Annotated in this window: 19 protein-coding genes and 1 pseudogene; 17 read left to right on the top strand and 3 right to left on the bottom strand. The window is 59.6% G+C overall.

Translation table 11 applies throughout. The features are described from left to right. On the top strand, positions 1-657 hold a 657-nt coding region (locus Q0520_RS04140), incomplete at its 5' end, for a 4Fe-4S binding protein (RefSeq protein ID WP_298666983.1). Here Q0520_RS04140 and Q0520_RS04135 read toward each other — a convergent pair. After that, on the bottom strand, positions 647-946 hold the full coding sequence (locus Q0520_RS04135; RefSeq protein WP_298666981.1) for a hypothetical protein: 300 nt from the start codon (positions 944-946) through the stop codon (positions 647-649). The genes Q0520_RS04140 and Q0520_RS04135 overlap by 11 nt on opposite strands. Before the next feature lie 176 nt (positions 947-1,122). Here Q0520_RS04135 and tuf point away from each other — a divergent pair, with 176 nt between their 5' ends. From tuf to Q0520_RS04120, 3 genes are read left to right on the top strand one after another with little or no spacing between them, the layout of a single operon-like run. Beyond that, entirely contained in the window at positions 1,123-2,403 is a 1,281-nt protein-coding gene (gene tuf, locus Q0520_RS04130) for a translation elongation factor EF-1 subunit alpha (RefSeq protein WP_298666979.1), read from the top strand. 22 nt (positions 2,404-2,425) lie between these two features. Further along, positions 2,426-2,734, top strand: a complete 309-nt coding sequence (gene rpsJ / locus Q0520_RS04125; protein WP_298666977.1) for a 30S ribosomal protein S10 — start codon at positions 2,426-2,428, stop codon at positions 2,732-2,734. Positions 2,735-2,738: 4 nt separating this feature from the next. Continuing rightward, entirely contained in the window at positions 2,739-4,328 is a 1,590-nt protein-coding gene (locus Q0520_RS04120; RefSeq protein WP_298666975.1) for a flippase activity-associated protein Agl23, read from the top strand. A 540-nt stretch (positions 4,329-4,868) separates the two neighbouring features. Here Q0520_RS04120 and Q0520_RS04115 read toward each other — a convergent pair. Both Q0520_RS04115 and Q0520_RS04110 read right to left on the bottom strand, forming a co-directional pair. Then, positions 4,869-5,987, bottom strand: coding sequence for a hypothetical protein (locus Q0520_RS04115; protein ID WP_298666973.1), 1,119 nt, complete (start codon positions 5,985-5,987; stop codon positions 4,869-4,871). Between the two features lie 5 nt (positions 5,988-5,992). Continuing rightward, positions 5,993-7,168, bottom strand: coding sequence for a tubulin/FtsZ family protein (locus Q0520_RS04110; protein ID WP_298666972.1), 1,176 nt, complete (start codon positions 7,166-7,168; stop codon positions 5,993-5,995). Between the two features lie 129 nt (positions 7,169-7,297). Between Q0520_RS04110 and Q0520_RS04105 the strand changes: the two genes are divergently transcribed. The 13 genes and pseudogenes from Q0520_RS04105 to Q0520_RS04045 all read left to right on the top strand — a co-directional run. Continuing rightward, positions 7,298-8,530, top strand: coding sequence for an NAD(P)/FAD-dependent oxidoreductase (locus tag Q0520_RS04105; protein ID WP_298666971.1), 1,233 nt, complete (start codon positions 7,298-7,300; stop codon positions 8,528-8,530). Further along, positions 8,523-9,239, top strand: a complete 717-nt coding sequence (locus tag Q0520_RS04100; protein ID WP_298666970.1) for a dolichyl-phosphate beta-glucosyltransferase — start codon at positions 8,523-8,525, stop codon at positions 9,237-9,239. The genes Q0520_RS04105 and Q0520_RS04100 overlap by 8 nt, the downstream gene beginning before the upstream one ends. Continuing rightward, positions 9,223-10,194, top strand: coding sequence for a flippase-like domain-containing protein (locus Q0520_RS04095; protein ID WP_298666968.1), 972 nt, complete (start codon positions 9,223-9,225; stop codon positions 10,192-10,194). The genes Q0520_RS04100 and Q0520_RS04095 overlap by 17 nt, the downstream gene beginning before the upstream one ends. Continuing rightward, positions 10,184-12,160, top strand: coding sequence for a DUF2298 domain-containing protein (locus tag Q0520_RS04090; protein WP_298666965.1), 1,977 nt, complete (start codon positions 10,184-10,186; stop codon positions 12,158-12,160). Before Q0520_RS04095 ends, Q0520_RS04090 begins: the two co-directional genes overlap by 11 nt. A 97-nt stretch (positions 12,161-12,257) precedes the next feature. Next, complete coding sequence (gene rpl7ae, locus Q0520_RS04085) at positions 12,258-12,626, top strand: 50S ribosomal protein L7Ae (protein ID WP_298666962.1); 369 nt, start codon at positions 12,258-12,260, stop codon at positions 12,624-12,626. Between the two features lie 14 nt (positions 12,627-12,640). Continuing rightward, positions 12,641-12,847 (top strand): 30S ribosomal protein S28e, encoded by a 207-nt coding sequence (locus Q0520_RS04080; RefSeq protein WP_265580898.1) that lies wholly within the window; start codon positions 12,641-12,643, stop codon positions 12,845-12,847. A 2-nt stretch (positions 12,848-12,849) separates the two neighbouring features. Continuing rightward, the gene (locus Q0520_RS04075) at positions 12,850-13,041 is read left to right on the top strand and encodes a 50S ribosomal protein L24e (RefSeq protein WP_298666953.1); all 192 of its coding nucleotides are present in this window, start codon (positions 12,850-12,852) and stop codon (positions 13,039-13,041) included. 5 nt (positions 13,042-13,046) lie between these two features. Continuing rightward, positions 13,047-13,496: a nucleoside-diphosphate kinase gene (gene ndk / locus Q0520_RS04070; RefSeq protein WP_298666951.1), complete on the top strand. Its 450-nt coding sequence runs from the start codon at positions 13,047-13,049 to the stop codon at positions 13,494-13,496. Between the two features lie 574 nt (positions 13,497-14,070). Beyond that, entirely contained in the window at positions 14,071-14,727 is a 657-nt protein-coding gene (locus tag Q0520_RS04065) for a MarC family protein (protein ID WP_298666949.1), read from the top strand. Continuing rightward, the gene (locus Q0520_RS04060; RefSeq protein ID WP_298666946.1) at positions 14,724-15,473 is read left to right on the top strand and encodes a carbon-nitrogen hydrolase family protein; all 750 of its coding nucleotides are present in this window, start codon (positions 14,724-14,726) and stop codon (positions 15,471-15,473) included. The genes Q0520_RS04065 and Q0520_RS04060 overlap by 4 nt, the downstream gene beginning before the upstream one ends. Further along, positions 15,463-16,176, top strand: a complete 714-nt coding sequence (locus Q0520_RS04055) for a metal-dependent hydrolase (protein ID WP_298666942.1) — start codon at positions 15,463-15,465, stop codon at positions 16,174-16,176. The genes Q0520_RS04060 and Q0520_RS04055 overlap by 11 nt, the downstream gene beginning before the upstream one ends. A 40-nt stretch (positions 16,177-16,216) precedes the next feature. Next, on the top strand, positions 16,217-17,422 hold the full coding sequence (gene thrC, locus Q0520_RS04050; protein ID WP_298666939.1) for a threonine synthase: 1,206 nt from the start codon (positions 16,217-16,219) through the stop codon (positions 17,420-17,422). Positions 17,423-17,460: 38 nt separating this feature from the next. Then, positions 17,461-17,640, top strand: a pseudogene (locus Q0520_RS04045) (hypothetical protein); the annotation flags it as partial.

Raw genomic sequence — 17,640 nt, 5'->3', positions numbered from 1 at the left:
ACCAAAATCGTGGCGATCTCCCACGCACTCGAAAAGAATGGGACACCTCTTGGCGCCGAGCACAACGAGGTCGTCAATATAACCGCCTGTCCCGGCACGGCACAGTGCAAATTTTCCAACATCGAGACCTTCGAACTCGCCCGGAAGATCGATAGCATGGTCTTCGGTCGCGAGATGCCGATCAGGGTGAGGATCTCAATTTCAGGGTGCCCGAACGCCTGTACGAGCCCGGTTCTCAACGAGATCGGGATCGTCGGCAGGATACGGCCCCTCCGGATAAAGGGGATGTGTACAGGGTGTGGGACCTGCGCTGAGTATTGCAAGGAGAAAGCAATCCTGATCAGGAACGGCATCTCAGAACTGATCCCGGAAAAATGTGTTCAGTGCGGCATCTGCATCCAGTCATGCCCCTTTGAACTGCTGAAATCCGAGTACCGCCACTACCTCGTCACCGTCGGAGGGCGGCGGGGACGGCACCCGACACCCGGGCGGGACCTTGTCACCGTCGAAACAGAAGAGGACGTCCTGAAGGTTGTCGACAAAACAGTCTACTGGATATTCAGAAAAGCGTGGAGCGGAAGGCACCTCGCCGATCAACTCGACGAGATCGGCTTCGAGGACTTCCGGAGGGGGATCAGGGAAGAGTTCAGCGGCTAAACATGGATGTATAGCCGCAACCGGCATCGTCATCGCAGGCAACAGCGTCCCCGTCCCGCACCAGCGAGTTGAAGAGCATCGCGGCGTTCAGGATCTCTTCGTCCATCCCGAAACCCGCGGGTTTCCGCATGGTCTCGCGTTGCGGAGCAGGGAGCACCCTCTTGCCCGCCCGGACGCCGGTGCAGTGCTTGCAGTAAGCGCAGTGACTGTAGACAGAAACCTCTCCCGCAGCGCAGGTCACAGTTACCCTGTTTTTTTCGGTATTGCGGTGGAACTCCAGTGTTTTCATAGGACAGTGAGTGTTTGTACCATCAGGAATTTGAGCGTGTCGATACTCCTGTATAACCCCCCAATACCAGAGAGGAGAGGGATATCGAAATGGTTTATATAGGACGATGCCCAATATATGATACTCGCTTCAATCCGACTGTGTAAGCAGTCCCATATTTGAGTGGAGGATAACCAATGGCAACCGAAAAACCACACATGAACCTCGCTGTCATCGGGCACATCGACCACGGCAAGTCGACTACCGTCGGCCGGCTGCTTTTCGAGACAGGAGCTGTACCGCAGCATATTATTGAAGGATTCAGGAAGGAAGCCGAAGCCAAGGGCAAGGGTACCTTCGAGTTTGCATGGGTCATGGACAGTCTCAAGGAAGAGCGTGACCGTGGTATCACGATCGATATCGCCCACAAGCGCTTCGACACCGAGAAGTACTACTTCACCGTCGTGGACTGCCCTGGTCACCGTGACTTCGTCAAGAACATGATCACCGGTGCATCCCAGGCAGATGCCGCACTCCTTGTCGTCGCCGCACCCGATGGTGTCATGGAACAGACGAAGGAGCACGTCTTCCTCTCGAGGACTCTCGGTATCAACCAGCTCATCGTCGGCATCAACAAGATGGACGCTGTCAAGTACGATGAGAAGCGCTACAACGAGGTCAAGGAGCAGCTCTCCCAGCTCCTGAAGATGGTCGGCTACAAGCCTTCAGAAGTCCCGTTCATCCCGATCTCCTCGTACGAAGGGACTAACATCAAGCCGAATACCAACCAGAAGACCCCGTGGTACACCGGTCCGGCAGTCATTGACGCACTCAATGCACTCAAGGAACCCGAAAAGCCCACGAACCTTCCGCTCCGTCTCCCTCTCCAGGACGTCTACACCATCTCCGGTGTCGGCACCGTGCCTGTCGGCCGTATCGAGACCGGCGTCATGAAGAAGGGTATGAAGGTCGCCTTCATGCCGGCAAACGTCAACGGCGAAGTGAAGTCCATTGAGATGCACCACGAGGAAGAACTCGAAGCACTTCCGGGTGACAACGTCGGCTTCAACGTCCGTGGCGTCTCCAAGAACGAGATCCGCCGTGGCGACGTCTGCGGTCCTGTTGAGGCTCCGCCGACCGTTGCCGAGGAGTTCACCGCACAGATCGTCGTTCTCCACCACCCGAGCGCGATCACCGCAGGGTACACCCCGGTCTTCCACTGCCACACCGCACAGATCGCCTGCACTTTCACCGAACTCGTGAAGAAGCTCGACCCGCGGACTGGCCAGGTCAAGGAAGAGAACCCGACCTTCCTCAAGACCGGCGATGCAGCAATCGTCAAGATCCGCCCGACCCGCCCGATGGTCATCGAGAAGGTCAAGGAGATCCCGCAGCTCGGCCGCTTCGCAGTTCGTGATATGGGCTCGACGATCGCCGCCGGTATGTGCATCGACATCCAGCCCAAGCAGATGAGATAAGTATATCAGCAGGTGAAAGTCTATGCAGAAAGCCAGAATACGCCTTTCAGGGACGGACTACGACAAAGTCGAGATGGTCTGCGACAGGATCAGGGAGATTGCAGAGAGGACGGGCGTGAATCTGGCAGGGCCTATCCCTCTGCCCACCAAGAGACTTGTCGTCCCGATCCGGAAGAGCCCTGATGGCGAGGGAACTGCAACGTGGGATCGCTGGCAGATGCGCGTGCACAAGCGGCTCATTGACATCGACGCTGACGAGCGTGCTCTCAGGCAGTTGATGCGTATCCAGGTGCCAAAGGATATCGGCATCGAAATCGTGCTGGAGAGTTGATGCTGTGAGCGGCACTTCAGCCGCCGGATTTGCCATTCGAATCCAGGAATCTCTCACATTTGAGAGATTATTCTTTTTTATTGTAGCGCTTGCGGCGGTCCTGCGGTTCGCATTTCTGGATCTCAAACTCTTTCACCACGACGAAGCCATCCACGCGTGGTTCTCCTACAAACTCCTGACCGAGGGCACCTATATCTACGACCCCTCGTATCACGGTCCTCTCCTCTATTATGTAACAGCCGGCATGTTCGCCCTCTTCGGCGATTCAGACCTTGTTGCGAGGCTTGTCCCGGCCCTCCTCGGTACGCTGGTCGTGGCCCTGGTGTATCCCCTGTACCGCCTCGGTTATCTTGATAAGATGCAGGCACTGGTGGCGGCTTTGTTCCTCGCTATCTCGCCGAACATGGTATATTTCTCCCGGTTCGTGCGAAACGATATCTTCATCGCTTTCCTGACCTTCGTCCTTCTCCTCGCCCTGATCCTCTACTTCGAGCGGAGGCAGATGCGATACGCCGTCCTTGCAGGACTTGCGGCGGGCCTTGGCATGTCATCCAAGGAGAACATGCCGATCGTGCTCGGCATCTTCGCAGCGTACATTCTCTATCTCCTCTGGACAAAGAAAGTAAACCTCCCGCCGAGACAGTGGATACGCGACTTCGTCATCGGCGTCCTGGTCATGGGCGCAGTGATCACCATCTTCTACTCATCTCTCGGCGTCCACCCCGAGCGGGCGCTCACCTGGGTGCCAGATGCCATCAGTCACTGGTGGGAGATGCACGAACAGGAGAGGCTCGGCGGCCCGTTCTTCTTCTACATCATCCTCTTCCTGCTATATGAACTGCCAATCTTCGCCCTCGCCATTGTCGGCACTGCCCAGTTCATCCAGAAGGGGCGAAAAAAGGCGGAGGTCGTAGTCCAGGACCTGCAGGAGAGTGTAGAGGCATCCCTTACACCCGTCATCCCGGAAAAGCCTCCCTTTGATAAGAGGGAGGAGTTCTTCAGGTTCTGTATCGTCTGGATGATCCTCTCCCTTGTGGCGTACGCCTACATCGGCGAGAAAGTGCCCTGGCTCATCCTTCACCAGCTCTTGCCGGTCATCTTCGTTGCCACCTATGCGATGACAAAGAAGAAGGCGGTCATTGCCGTGGTGTCGAGCATCTTCCTGGTGCTCGCCCTCTGGCATGTCGTCTATGTCCCGGCAGACGTGAACGAACCAATGATGCAGGTCCAGAACTCAGAGGACATGCGAGAGGTGATGGCCCTGATCGACGCCTCGAATGCGACGGCGATCTCCTCTGACCGATACTGGCCATTGCCGTGGTATTACCGCGGAGACCGGGCGGAGAAGTTGAGTTATTACGGGCGGAAGATCGACGAGAGCAACTTCAGGAACGGGAAGTTCGATGTGGTCATCGCCTCAGACCAGAACAGCTATGCCTCTCTTCCGGGTTTCACGAAGAAGACCTACAACCTCAACTACTGGTTCTCGTGGTACGACAACAAGAACCGCATCCCCCAGTATTACTTCCTCCGTGACGGGAAGATGGGGAACATGAAGATCGATGTCTTTACAAAAAATGTGACACCGGTCTGAATACTTTTTTGAGGAAGGACAAAACTCCCCCATCTCAACGTTTTTTGTTCAGTCTTTCCACAACAGTCCAACGAGATTATCACGGTGATTGGACCCCTCTGCCATAGTGATGGAATAACGCACACTCACGCACCTCCCACACCATCGAAAATATCTTCTACTGGACTGGTAACACATCACCGGCAGGCACGCCTCAAGGTACCTTCAGGTCGCACACCACTCAGGATCGGGGATGAGGCCCTGTTGAAACCCCCATACTGCAGTCGATGTAGCCCCGATCCTATGAAGAGGATGACAATCTCCCTTCTCCAGATCTCTGCTCTTTCTTCCCCGGGCCAATCACAATCTGGAGACGACCGGCAGGAGAGAAGAAGACCGATAGGTTTCCACCGTGCGAACGGAGCGGGTATTGAGATAACATAAATTTCCGAATGATCCCTGCTGAGAGCCCACAGACCCGCAAGAGAACAGAAACAGAAACAAGCACCAAAAAAGAATGGAGAGACGACATCTCCCCGGCCGACAGATGGAAATAAGGGTTTATCCCAGTTCGTCCCACTTTCTCCGGTTCCTGAAGTGGATCACACCGGCAATGATAAGGACGATCAGGACACCAACACCGATATAGAGGGGAAGGTTCCCGAAGTTAAAGGAGAACCCGTTGCCAATCTCCTGACGGACCTGTGTCCCCATGGTGAGTGTGGAGTTCGCCTTCTGATAGGCCTCGTCTGCTTTGATCCTGGCGGCGTTATAGTCCTTCACGTTCATCTTCTCATTCGCTGCGGAGAGGGACTGGGCCGCAATGTCGCGCTGCGTCTTGAGGTTGATTACACGCTGGTCTGTGCCCATCTTCCTCTCCACCTCGAAGTATGTGATGATCCCGTCGATCTGACCGATCGTATTCTGGGTGTCCGTGATCGACTTCTGGGCCCACGCCTGAGAGAGCGTGGTCTCTGCAACAGCCATGGCGTCCTGCGCTGCCTTCAGGTCTTTCAGGGCAACCGCATAGTCAGAGGTCGCATCGGCCCGGTTGATCGCGGCCTTCGCCTCGTCATACTTCTTCTGGACAGCCGAGGTGTCGACGCCGAGGGCGATCTTCTCATCGATGTTTTTCTTCAGGTTGTCCAGGCGGGTCTTTGCCGTGCCGAGGTTCGCCTTGACGTCCTGCGCGTTCACGACAGTCCGCTTGATCACGTATTCGGTACCATCCCTGACCTTGTAATCAGGATCGACCTGCCTGTACCTGGTGACAATCTTCTCCTGGGTACTCGTCACCTTCGGGACAGTCCCCTCAAAGTCGACGATAAGGGCCTCATCTCCCTTATAGTCAAGGAGCCACACACTGAGCCTCAGGTTGCGGTTGCCAGAGACGGTCGGCTTGCCGCCAGAGACGTCCTTGCCGTCGACTGAGACATAATACGTCCACTTGATGTTCTCGAGGTCGGAGTAGAACTCCAGCATATCATTCTCGTACTTCTCAGCAGATTCCTTCGGCGTTATCTTCATGGAGACGGTCACCTTTTCGCCGGGGGTGAGGTCCCCCGACGACGGACTGACCGTCGGATTCCCTGAAACCACATAACTCGACGATGCAGCAGCCGCCTGGACCAGGCAGACGGCAATGAGAAGTCCGACCAATACCTTTGTTATCGTCCTCATGGTCCTCACTCAAACAACGGGTCGATATCGGAGTCATCGAACATCGAAGAGCGTTTCTTCGACTGAATGACCTCCTCTTTTGTCTGCTTTGCAATCTCGAAGAGTTCGCGGACCCGCGGCGCCTCGCCAATAGTCGCAAGGACGACCACGGCCGCAACATAACTACTGTTCACCGGGTAGTCGCCACCACGGACCTCGACACCGGCGATGTTCTCCTCGACCCAGCTCTTCGCCTTCTCGACGCCCTTCCTGTCCATCTCAGTCGGGTTGCCGGCAACGAGGACAAGGGCGCGCTCCGCTGTAGAGTAGTCGCAGGGGAGGGTGAGACGCCCGAGCATTGCCCGGCGGACAAGGGCGATGATCTTCGCGGACTTATCCTCACCTGTCAGCACATCCTCGACCTGCTCCTTCTTCGAGAACGTGTCGCGCAGGCCCCCGAAGAACCCCTTCTTCTGCTTTGTCCGCTCGCTCACGACCTCGGTGACCGCATAGCCCACACTCGAGATCCCGCCGCCGCGGAGCGTGTTGATCACTTCGGACGAGTCGACGACCATCTCGCCGACGCCGGCCTTGCCGACCTCGCCGGCACGGAAGAGGACGCCAAACCGCCTGACAATCTCGTCGTTCAGTCGTGAGTAGGCGGTCTTAACGCTCTCTCCCTCGTTCTTCCATGCGGCGTTGTCGAATACGAAGACGTTGTCAGCCTCGTTGACAAGGGTCGAGAGACTGCGGGCCGCGTTGTAAGTGTACAGCCGTCCTTCTTCCGGCGCAGGTATGAGACCAAGCGCGTAGACGGGTTCACGGTAGATCCTCTTCAGGTGCCGGGCGAGCACCGGGGCGCCGCCCGATCCAGTCCCTCCGCCAAGGCCTGCCACGATGACGAAGGCATCGATGTCGTGGGTGCCGCGCGTGTCAATTGCGTTGATGATAGAGTCGATCTCGTCCGCGGCGATCCTGGCACCAGTGACGTTGTCGGTGCCCACGCCATGTCCCTTGACCACCGTCTGGCCTATGAGAATCCTATCCTTTAGTTCAATATGCTTTAGCCCCATCAGGTCGGTGCGTGCGGTGTTGACGACGATGCCCCGGAAGTTATTCGAGTTAGACACTCTGTCCTGCTCGATAAACATGTCAACGACCTTACCGCCAGCCTGACCGAATCCTATGAAAAATACCCTCATTCAGTTACACCATCCAGTCGGCTCCATAAATGTAAGGACGCTAGTGCTGGTATCTAGCTAATAGTAAAGTTCTCCCGTGAGTTCAAAAACTTTCTTATGCGCTTTCGATGATACACAGTATTGCAGATTATGGATATTTGTATTCTTGGAGGGGGCTTATCGGGCCTTGTCGCCGCCCTCTCCCTCTCTGATATATCTGAGGTCACGATCCTTGAAAAAAGACCGGTCCTCGGCGGCTGCCTCGCTTCATACCACCGCGGGGACTCCTGGATCGAAGAATATTATCACCACTGCTTCGCGGGGGACACACACCTCTTCGCCCTCCTCCGCGATCTCGGGCTCTATGAGAGGCTCGAATGGTTGAAGGGATCGACGGGTTACTACGTGGACGGGAAGATCCACCCCCTGACCACGCCAATCGAGATCCTCCTCTATCCCCACCTCTCCTTCTTCGATAAATTCCGCCTGGGTATACTCACTCTCAGGGCGAAGCACCTCGACCTCAAACCACTGGACGCAGTCCCTGCGATAGACTATATCAGGGAGCACCTGGGCGACCGGGTCTACACCTCCTTCTTCGAACCCCTGCTGCGGAGCAAGTTCGGGGAGAGGCGGCACGAGGTCTCGGCGGCATGGCTCATCTCCCGCATCGCTATCAGGTCTGACCGCGGTGTTGAGGGGGAGAGGCTCGGATACCTGAATGGTGGCTGGCACCAGGTCATCGACGGGATGGAAGAGAGGCTCCTCGAAAAGGGGTGTGTCATTGAGAAAGGGACGCCTGCAACCTCGATCAAACGGGAAGGACAAAAGTGGCTCGTCAACGGGCGGGCCTTCGACGCTGTCCTTGCCACCATCCCGCCGCAGGAGGTCGCACGCCTCAGCGGGATCGGGGAGTTCGCCCCGGTACCCTATCAGGGGGCGGCCTGCATGACCATAGGCCTCGACCGTGACGTCTCGAAAGGTATCTACTGGCTGAACATGAAGGACCAGGCCCCGTACGGCGCCGTCGTCATGCACACGAACTTCGCACCACGGGAACGTTACGGTGAAGACATCGTTTATCTTGCTTCGTATTTCAGCGACAGGCCGGCGCCGGGCCTGAAGGAGACGATGCTCGCCGACTTCCGTCGACGGTTCTCGGTGCCGGAGAGTGCGATCCACTGGAGCGAACTTGCGGTGGAGCGTTTCGCCGGACCGGTCTACACGACGGGGTTCGCCGACCTCATCCCGGCATACGAGGAGCACGGCCTTTACCTTGCCGGGATGTTCTCGAAACCCAACTACCCTGAACGTTCGATGGAGGGATCGGTCATCGCCGGGCATGAGGTCGCCCGGAGGATGGCGGAGGCGCTCCGTGGCTGAAGACGGCGTCTCGGTGATCCTGCCGGTCTTCAATGACAGACCGGCCCTTGAACGGGCTATCCCCGAGTCGGTCGCCGCACTCTCAAAGATCACCGACGCCTTCGAGGTGATCGTCGCCGAGGACGGGAGCACGGACGGGAGTGCGGAGTTCGTGCGGGCATGGCACGAGAAGGACCCACGCATCCGCCTCCTCCATGCCGACGAGCGTCTCGGCCGTGGGAAGGCGCTGAACCGTGCAATCGAGGCCGCACGCTACACGGTCGTCTGCTACTACGACGTGGACCTGGCGACCGACCTCGCCCACCTCCCCAAACTCGTCGGGGCGATCAGGTCGGGCGCGGACATCGCGACGGGATCGCGCCTGATGCCAGACTCAGATATTGTCAGGAGCGGCGGCCGTGAAGTTGCAAGTCGTGGCTACAACTTCCTGGTCCGGAAAATCCTTGGAAGCAGCCTCCACGACCACCAGTGCGGTTTCAAGGCATTCAGGCGGGAGAGGGTCCTCGCCCTCATCCCCGATGTGCAGGCACCGCACTGGTTCTGGGACACCGAGGTGCTCGTCCGGGGGCAGCGCAAAGGCTATGTAGTGAGAGAGTTCCCTGTGGTCTGGCGGCAGGGGCCAGGGACGACCGTCCGGTTCAAGGACATCTTCTCGATGGGTTCCCAGATCCTCGGGCTCTGGTGGCAGATGCATGTGGCGAAAAATTAGTGCGGTCGTCATCCCGACCGTCATCGCGGTCGGTATCCTGGCGTACATGCTCTGGCGGGTCTGGGACGACCTTGTCATAACGATCGCCAGCGCTCATCCCCTGTACCTTGCGGCGGCCGTCATTGTCTGCACGGCCGCCTGGTTCCTGCGGGGCTGGCGGTACAGGGCGATCCTGGGGGGACTCACCGTCAGGGTAGGCCTCATCTTCTCGACAGCCTGCATCTTCCTCTCCCAGACGGCGAACCTGATCGTGCCGGCACGCCTCGGCGACCTTGTCAGGCTCTTCATCCTGAAGCACGAGAGGCTGGCGACGTACTCCCAGGGTTTCTCATCGATCGTCGTCGAGCGAGTCTTCGATGTCGTGACGGTCGCCGTCCTCGGCCTGCTGGCCCTGCCCTTCGTCCTCGATGTGCCTGACTGGTTCCTGCCCCTTATCGCCGTCCCCATCATCGGCGGGATCGCCTTCGCCCTCTTCCTCTGGTTCGTGGGCGACCGGCACTCGGAGAACCGCATCCTCGCCGTCATCTACCGGATCTTCGCGGAGATCAGGGCAGTATCCCTTAACCTGCAGGCCGTCCTCATCCTCGGGGCCTCGTCCATCGCCATCTGGCTTGTGGACATCGCCGTCTGCACCGTCGTCGTCCTGATGTTTGGTGAGTGGATACCTTTCCCGGTCATCGTCCTTGCGGTGGTCATCGGCAACCTGGTGAAGGCCGTCCCGATCACGCCCGGCGGTGTCGGGACCTACGAGTTCGCCCTTGCAGTCACCTTCGAACTCGCGGGCATGGCCCCGGCAACGGCGACGGTTATCGCCGTCGTCGACCACCTGATCAAAAATGGCGTCACCCTCTTCGGCGGCATCGCATCTCTCTACTACTTCGGCGACTGGTCGGTCTCCCTGATGAAGCGCTCCTTCTCGGAAGGCATTTCACGGGAGGAACTGCGTGAGCCCTGAGGCACAGGTCCTGATGGTCCTCTCCTGGCTCGTGCTCATCAAGTTCCTCCAGGTCGCCCTCTGGCCCCGCCTTACCGGAGCGCTCGGCGAGTATGCCGCACCTATCGCATACCCAGCGTCGGCCCTCACCTACGGGGCTGTCTCGTGGTACGCCGCCCTTGTAGGGCTTCCGGTGCAGACGGCGCTGGTGCCTTTCGTCGCCCTCGCTGCGTACGCCCTGTACAGGGGCGAGTACACGCGTGAGGCCCTGCGGTCAGCCCTCATCTGGGACGCCGTCTTTCTTGTCTTCTTCGCCGCGATGCTCTCCACCCGATTCGTCACCCCGTCCATCTCCTTTGCCGAGAAGTTCATGGACCATGCCTTCCTCGCCTCGGTGATGCGGGAACCGGTCGTGCCACCCCTCGATCCGTGGTTTGCCGGCGGCACCCTCGACGTCTATTACTACCTCGGCTACTGGCTCATGGGCGTCCTCGGGGTCACGGCGGGCGTGCCCTCAACAGTGACCTACAACCTTGCCCTGCCGACTATCGTTGGCGCCGCGGCGGTGACGGCCTATGCCACGGGGCGTCTCCTTGTCCCGCGTCTCCCCTGGGCTCCCCTTCTCCTCTTCATCATGGTGAACCCGGCTTTCATCAGGGAGGTCGTCCTCGGTATGCCTGTCTCAAAAATCCTCTGGAACAGCACACGCGTCATCGACGGGACGATCAACGAATACACCTTCTTTTCCTTCATGTGGGGCGACCTCCACCCCCATGTCTCCGGGATATTTGTCCAGTTCCTCCTCATCTTCCTCATCGTGTACGCCCTCTGCCGCTGGGGGGAGGCGGAGGAAAGAACGAAGTGGACGGTCGTCGGACTCTCGGCCCTCGCTCTCGGGTCGATGCCCCCGGTCAACTCCTGGGACGTCCTCCTGTACGCTCCTATCATCGTCGCCGTCGGTCTCCTGATCTGGCGGCGGCACGGTGACCTGCGCTACCTCCTTGCGGTCCCACCACTTGCTGTTGCTCTCTATGCACCGTATTATCTCATGCTCCATGGCGCCGGCATCAAGGGCCTGGGGTTCGTCACCGCACCGTCAGACCCTTTCCAGTTCCTCCTTGTCCACGGCTTTTTCCTCGTCGTCCTCATCGCACTCCTGATCCCGGAGATCAGGCGGATGCCAGCGCTCCTCCTGGTGCCCCTACCCTTCGCCCTCGCAGGATACCTCGCAGCGGGGATCGCAGCACTCCCCCTTGCAGCACTCCTTTCCCGGCGGAAGATCACCCCGGAAGCATTTCTCTGCGCGGCGGGGCTCGTCATCGTCATCGCCTGTGAGTTTGTCTTCCTCAAGGACAACATGGGGGAGACGTATTTCAGGATGAACACCGTCTTCAAGTGCTACTCGGTCGCGTGGATACTCCTTGGCACCGGCACCCTTGTCGCCGCAGGGCAGAGGCTCGCGGGGGCGGTCAGGCCCGAGAGGTTCACTGCCGTACAGTGGCGGGTGCTCGGGGCGATCGCAGCCATCACACTCGTCATCATCCCCCTCACTGTTCCCATAGGCTATGGTACCGGCACGCACACACTCGACGGCGCCGCCTGGATCGCGGAGACGCACGCCGGCGATGCAGATGCGATCGCATGGCTCAGGAGTCAGGAGGGAGACCTCACCCTCGTCGAGGCGGTGAAGGGGGACTACACCTACTACTCACGGGTATCCTCCTTCACCGGCATCCCGGCGGTCCTCGGAATGCCCTTCCACGAACAGATGTGGCGGGACAACTGGCCGGAGATCGCGCAGCGGAAAAATGACGTGCAGGCCATCTATGAAGACCCGTCGAGATCTCTCTCCCTGATGGAGCGTTATGGCGTAACGCACCTGTACGTCGGCGGCCTTGAACGCTCGCATTACCTGATCTCCCTCCCGGGAGAGGGCCTCGTGCCCGCGTACGACGCCGGGGGGGTCACGGTCTATATACGGCAGTGAAGGAAGGTTTATCAGTTTCCCTGTAGAATTGATATGGTTGCTCAATCACGACTGATGATTGATGAAGGAGAAACTACGCTCCTGAATGAGGTGAGTTATGGCAAAGAAATACGTCAACTATGAAGTTCCGGAAGAGATCCAGAACAAAGCACTTGAATCGCTCGAAATCGCCCGCGACACCGGGAAGATCAAGAAGGGGTCGAACGAGGCCACCAAGTGCATTGAGCGTGGCACTGCCCAGCTCGTGCTCATCGGTGCCGACGTCGAGCCCGAAGAGATCGTCATGCACCTTGCCCCGCTCTGCGACGAGAAGAAGATCCCATACATCTTCATCAACAAGCAGAACGAGATCGGCGCAGCATCTGGCCTCAATGTAGGGTCAGCTGCAGCGGCGATCGTCAAGTCGGGTAAGGCAAAGGAAGCCGTGGACGAGATCGTGAAGCAGATCAGCGAACTGCGCGCGTGAAGGGGGTTTTCTGAATGGCAGATGGAACACCCGCAGAGGTCATTGAAGTCATCGGCAGCACCGGGATGCACGGCGAGGCCATGCAGGTGAAGTGCCGGATCCTTGAAGGTAACAACAAGGGCCGGATCATCACCCGCAACACCGTCGGCCCTATCCGCGAGGGTGACATCCTGATGCTCCTCGAGACCGAGCGCGAAGCGAAGAAGCTTTCGAGGCGGTAAGGATGGTAGAGACGTACAAGTGCAGTTTCTGCGGCAAGACGATGGAGCCGGGGACGGGGAGACTCTTTGTCCGGAAGGACGGGGCTCTCTTCTACTTCTGCTCCACGAAGTGCCAGAAGAACCTGAAGCTCGGGCGTGTCCCTCGTAAGGTCGCCTGGACCGAGGCCGGCCGTAAGGCCCGCGGCAAGGAGTGAAACCGATGGACAGGACCTTCGTGATGATCAAGCCCGACGGTGTCCAGCGCGGCATCATCGGCGCGGTCATCTCCAGGCTCGAAGCCAAGGGCCTCAAGCTTGTGGCGGCGCGGCTCACCATGCTCTCTGAGGAGAAGGTCATGGAGCACTACGCCGAGCACGTCAAAAAGCCCTTCTTCCCCTCCCTCAAGGAGTACGTCATGAGCGGCCCTGTGCTCACCATGGTCTGGGAAGGCAAGGGTGCCGTTGCGATCGTCAGGAAGCTCGTCGGGGCAACCAACCCGGCCGAGGCCGCACCCGGGACCATCAGGGGAGACTTCGGCATGGAGACCGGCAAGAACGTCATCCACGCCTCGGACTCCGACGAGAGCGCCGCACGCGAGATTGCAATCCACTTCTCTGACGACGAACTCATCTCCTACGCCAGGATCGACGAACCGGTTCTGTACGAGTGAATATACCGGGATCTTCCCGGTTTTTCTTTTCCTCATCTGTTCTTCGGGTACGGTTTTTTTCTTCTTCGCGGTTTCTTTTGCGGATCTCCGGAGAGTGAGATTCGGGGATCGGATCGGGAGAGCGCTTTGAAATTCTGAGGGGGCAGCACACCGCCTTCCCCATGCAGCTCGCCGGGGGCTCCTCGAAAACCTACGGTTTTCTCGAACTCGCTATCGCTCGTTGCCCCCGGACCCCCATTATTAGGATAGGACCGGGGAAGATCGAACGGAGGTTCTGAGGAGGGAGATTGCCATCTTACCCCCTATCCCGAGCGGGGAACGAGCGCCAGCGAGTTCGAGAAAGCCGCCAGGCTTTCGAGTAGTCCCCCGGCGCGAGATACTGATCCCGTCTTCCCCCACATTGAGATGGAGGATAGGAGTGATGGCGACCTTGAGAGAACCAGTACATCTCCTTCCCAAATTGCCTCTCCCCCGATCCCGAACCGGTTCTGAGGAAGATGTTGTTCCTTCTTCTTCCACAATATCATAGCGCTCCCTCGAAAGGCATTATACTGGATAGCACCTAGCTTTCTCCATGAGCGGCGACATGCTGAGTTTTGTACTGCTCAGCGTATCCTCCATTATCATCGTCATCAACCCCCTGGCAGCGACGCTCCTCTATGTCTCCCTGACCGAAGGGATGGAAGAGAACCAGAGACGATCGGTGGCGAGGGTAGCATGCACGTACGCCCTCGCCGTCCTCCTCATCTTCGCGATCGCCGGCGGCCTGATCCTGCAACTCTTCGGGATCACCCTGGAAGCCTTCAGGATCGCGGGCGGGTTCCTCCTCTTCGGCATCGGCATGGAGATGGTCCAGGCGAAGACTTCGAGGACGAAGATCTCGGCGACCGAGAAGTATGAGAGCCAGGACGCCGACGACATCGGTGTGATGCCCCTCGCAATCCCGATGATCGCAGGACCGGGGGCCATCACGACGGCGATCGTGCTCACCAACGGGGCGACCTCCAGTCACCCCGTCGGGATCGCCGTCGTCATCGGGGCGATCCTCATTGCGATCGGGATCACCTACCTGATGCTCACGAACTCAGAGAGGATCATGCGCCATGTTGGGCAACGGGAGTACCGCGCCGTGAACAGGTTGATGGGTATGATGCTCATCGCCATCGCCGTCCAGTTCGTGATCACCGGGATCAAGGCGGCCTTCCCCATCCTGGCGGGGGTGGGGGCGTGAAGGTCTGCTGTGCTGGCATGGCGGCGCCTCCTGCCACGGTCGCAGACGGTCTTGCCCTGGCCGGCAAACTCGCTGGAGAGGCGCGGGCCGCCGGGGCCGACCTCCTCCTCCTCCCGGAGCAGTTCGCGACCGGGTGGTCGGCAACGGAGCCGCGGGCCGAGCCCCACATCCTCCCGGCCCTCTTCAGGACCGCCGTTGAGCATGGCATCTGGGTCGTCGGGTCGTGCTACGAGGGCTATGTCAGGCCGCGGAACATGGCCTATGTGATCAGCCCGGAGGGGAGGATCGCCGCGAGTTATGCAAAGGTCCACCTCTTCTCCCCTGACGGTGAGGACAGGGCCTGCACGCCCGGCACCACACCGGCGACTTTCGAGGCCGGGGGCGCCAGGTTCGCCCTCGCGATCTGCTACGACCTCAGGTTCCCCGCACTCTTCACCCACTATGCCGCATGCGGGGTTGACTGCGTCCTTGTCCCGGCCGCATGGCCGGCGGTGCGCCTCTCCCAGTGGGACCTCCTCGTGCGGGCGCGGGCCCTCGACGGGGAATATTATGTCGCCGGCGCGAACGCCGGGGCCGGGTCCTGTATCGCCGGTCCGGACGGGGAACTCGTCGGAGAAGAGAGAGGTGACCTCGTCCTCGCCGAGATCGACCTCACAAAAATTTCAGCGATGCGTGTGGCCCTCCCGGTCATGAAAGACCGGCGGCCCCACCTATACACTGCATGGAAGAACACTCATGAATGGTAATGAACACATCACCATCAGCCTCGCAACCGCGGCCGTCGTGCTCGCTCCCTGGCTCTGGTCCATCCACCCGGCCTGGTTGATCGCCGCCATCTTCGGCGTCTTCATCGGGGCCCTCGCCCCTGACGCCGACGCAAACGACTCGGCGATCTTCCACACCCGTATACCGGGCGCAAGAGGGAAGAGACTTCTCATCCTCCCGGTCTTCGGCTACGGTATCCGGTACCTGATCTACTACCCGATCTCCCTCCCCTTCATCATCCTCTGCGGGGAGAGGGGCATGCCCCGTCACCGCGGCGTCCTCCACTCCCTCATCGGCGTCGTGCTGATGACGGCCCTCCTCGGCTTCTATGCATGGGCAATCGGGGCCATCGTCTTCGCGATCCCCTGGGACACCGGCTTCACCGGCTTCCTCCTCGGGTTCCTCGGCGGGGCAGTCGGCCACCTCCTCGAAGACTCGTGCACGAGGAGCGGTGTGGCCTGGTTCTTTCCCCTCTCTGACCACAGGACGAAAGGGAAGATTGTCACCGGCAGTGGCGACCTGAGGCCCACAGTCTATGCGGCCTCAATGTGCGCCGTGGCCTTCGGCCTTGCGGCCGCGGGGCCGGTAGGACTGGTGCCGGCCGACTTCTACCCCTGGACAGGCGCCGTTGCAGCCTGTCTTCTCTGGTGCCTCTTCCTCATCACCGCCCGGATAGGGCGGTAGAGTCCCGAATTTTATCTACCCAGACAACCTATTCATTTCTATGTACCGTCTCTCGTGCATCCACTGCGGTGCCGAATACGCGCCCGGCGAGATCATCTATACCTGCAAAAAATGCGGGCACCTGCTCACCGTCAACTACGACCTTGACGCAATCAATGTGACGAAGAAAGAGTGGGAACAGCGCCCCCTCTCGGTCTGGCGCTACCGGGAACTCCTGCCGGTCAATATCAAGCCGGTCACCCTCCATGAAGGCGGAACACCTCTGTACCACCTTGAGAGACTCGGAAAAGAACTTGGCCTCCCCCACCTCTATGCCAAACACGAGGGCATGAACCCAAGCGGTTCCTTCAAGGACCGGGGCATGACAGTCGGCGTCTCGATGGCCCTCCAGCTCGGCATGAAGAGCGTGGCCTGCGCGAGCACCGGCAACACCTCGGCAAGCCTTGCTGTGTACGCCGCGAAGGCCGGCATCCCGGCTGTCGTCCTCCTCCCGGCAGGGAAGGTCGCCCTTGGCAAGGTCGCCCAGGCGTTGATGCACGGCGCCAAGGTGATCGCGGTCCGCGACAACTTCGACGTGGCCCTCGCTCTGGTTCGCGAACTCTGCGTGAAGCACGGGATCTACCTCCTGAACTCGGTGAACCCGTACAGGCTAGAGGGGCAGAAGACCATCGGCTTCGAGTCTGTCGACCAGCTCGGCGACGTGCCCGAGAGGATCGTCCTGCCGGTCGGGAACGCCGGGAACATCTCGGCGGTGTACAAGGGTCTGCGCGAACTCGAAGCCCTTGGCTTCATCGACCGCATGCCGATGATGACCGGCATCCAGGCCGCAGGTTCGCAGCCTCTTGTGCAGGCGATCCAGGGCAACCTCAAGGAGGTCGTGCCGGACGAGCACCCGGAGACTGTGGCGACCGCTATCAGGATCGGCGCACCGGTGAACGGCGAGAAAGCCCTCGTCGCCATCAGGGAGACGGGCGGCACTGCGGCCTCGGTGACAGACGAGGAAATCCTGGCCATGCAGCGTGACCTTGCACGTATGGAGGGGATCGGCGTCGAACCGGCCTCGGCGGCGTCGGTTGCCGGGATCAAGAAACTCGCTGAGGAAGGGGCGATCGACCCCGACGAGCGGATCGTCTGCGTCGTGACCGGCCACCTCCTCAAGGACCCCGAAACGGTGATCAAGCAATGCCCACCCCCGATCGAGATCGACGCCACCGAGCAGGCGTTGCTCTCTGTCTTGCACTTGTAATCCTGCTGGCACCTGCAGCCGCGGCCCTGGAATCGACGGTGACGGTGCTTCCCGGAGGCGATGCCTACCGGGAGACCGTCACCCTCGTCAACACGAGTGAATACTCCTTCTGGGAACCGGGGATGCTCGGGGAGAGGGTGCCCCTCGCCGTCAGGAACGTGACAGTCTCCGGGGTGTGCGGGGAGAACTGTACCTACACACAGAAGAACCGGAACACC

It is taken from the genome of uncultured Methanofollis sp. (genome assembly GCF_937919355.1).
Lineage (GTDB): Archaea > Halobacteriota > Methanomicrobia > Methanomicrobiales > Methanofollaceae > Methanofollis.
Note: the sequence above shows the minus strand (reverse complement) of the source record. Positions and strands in the feature narration are given on the sequence as shown.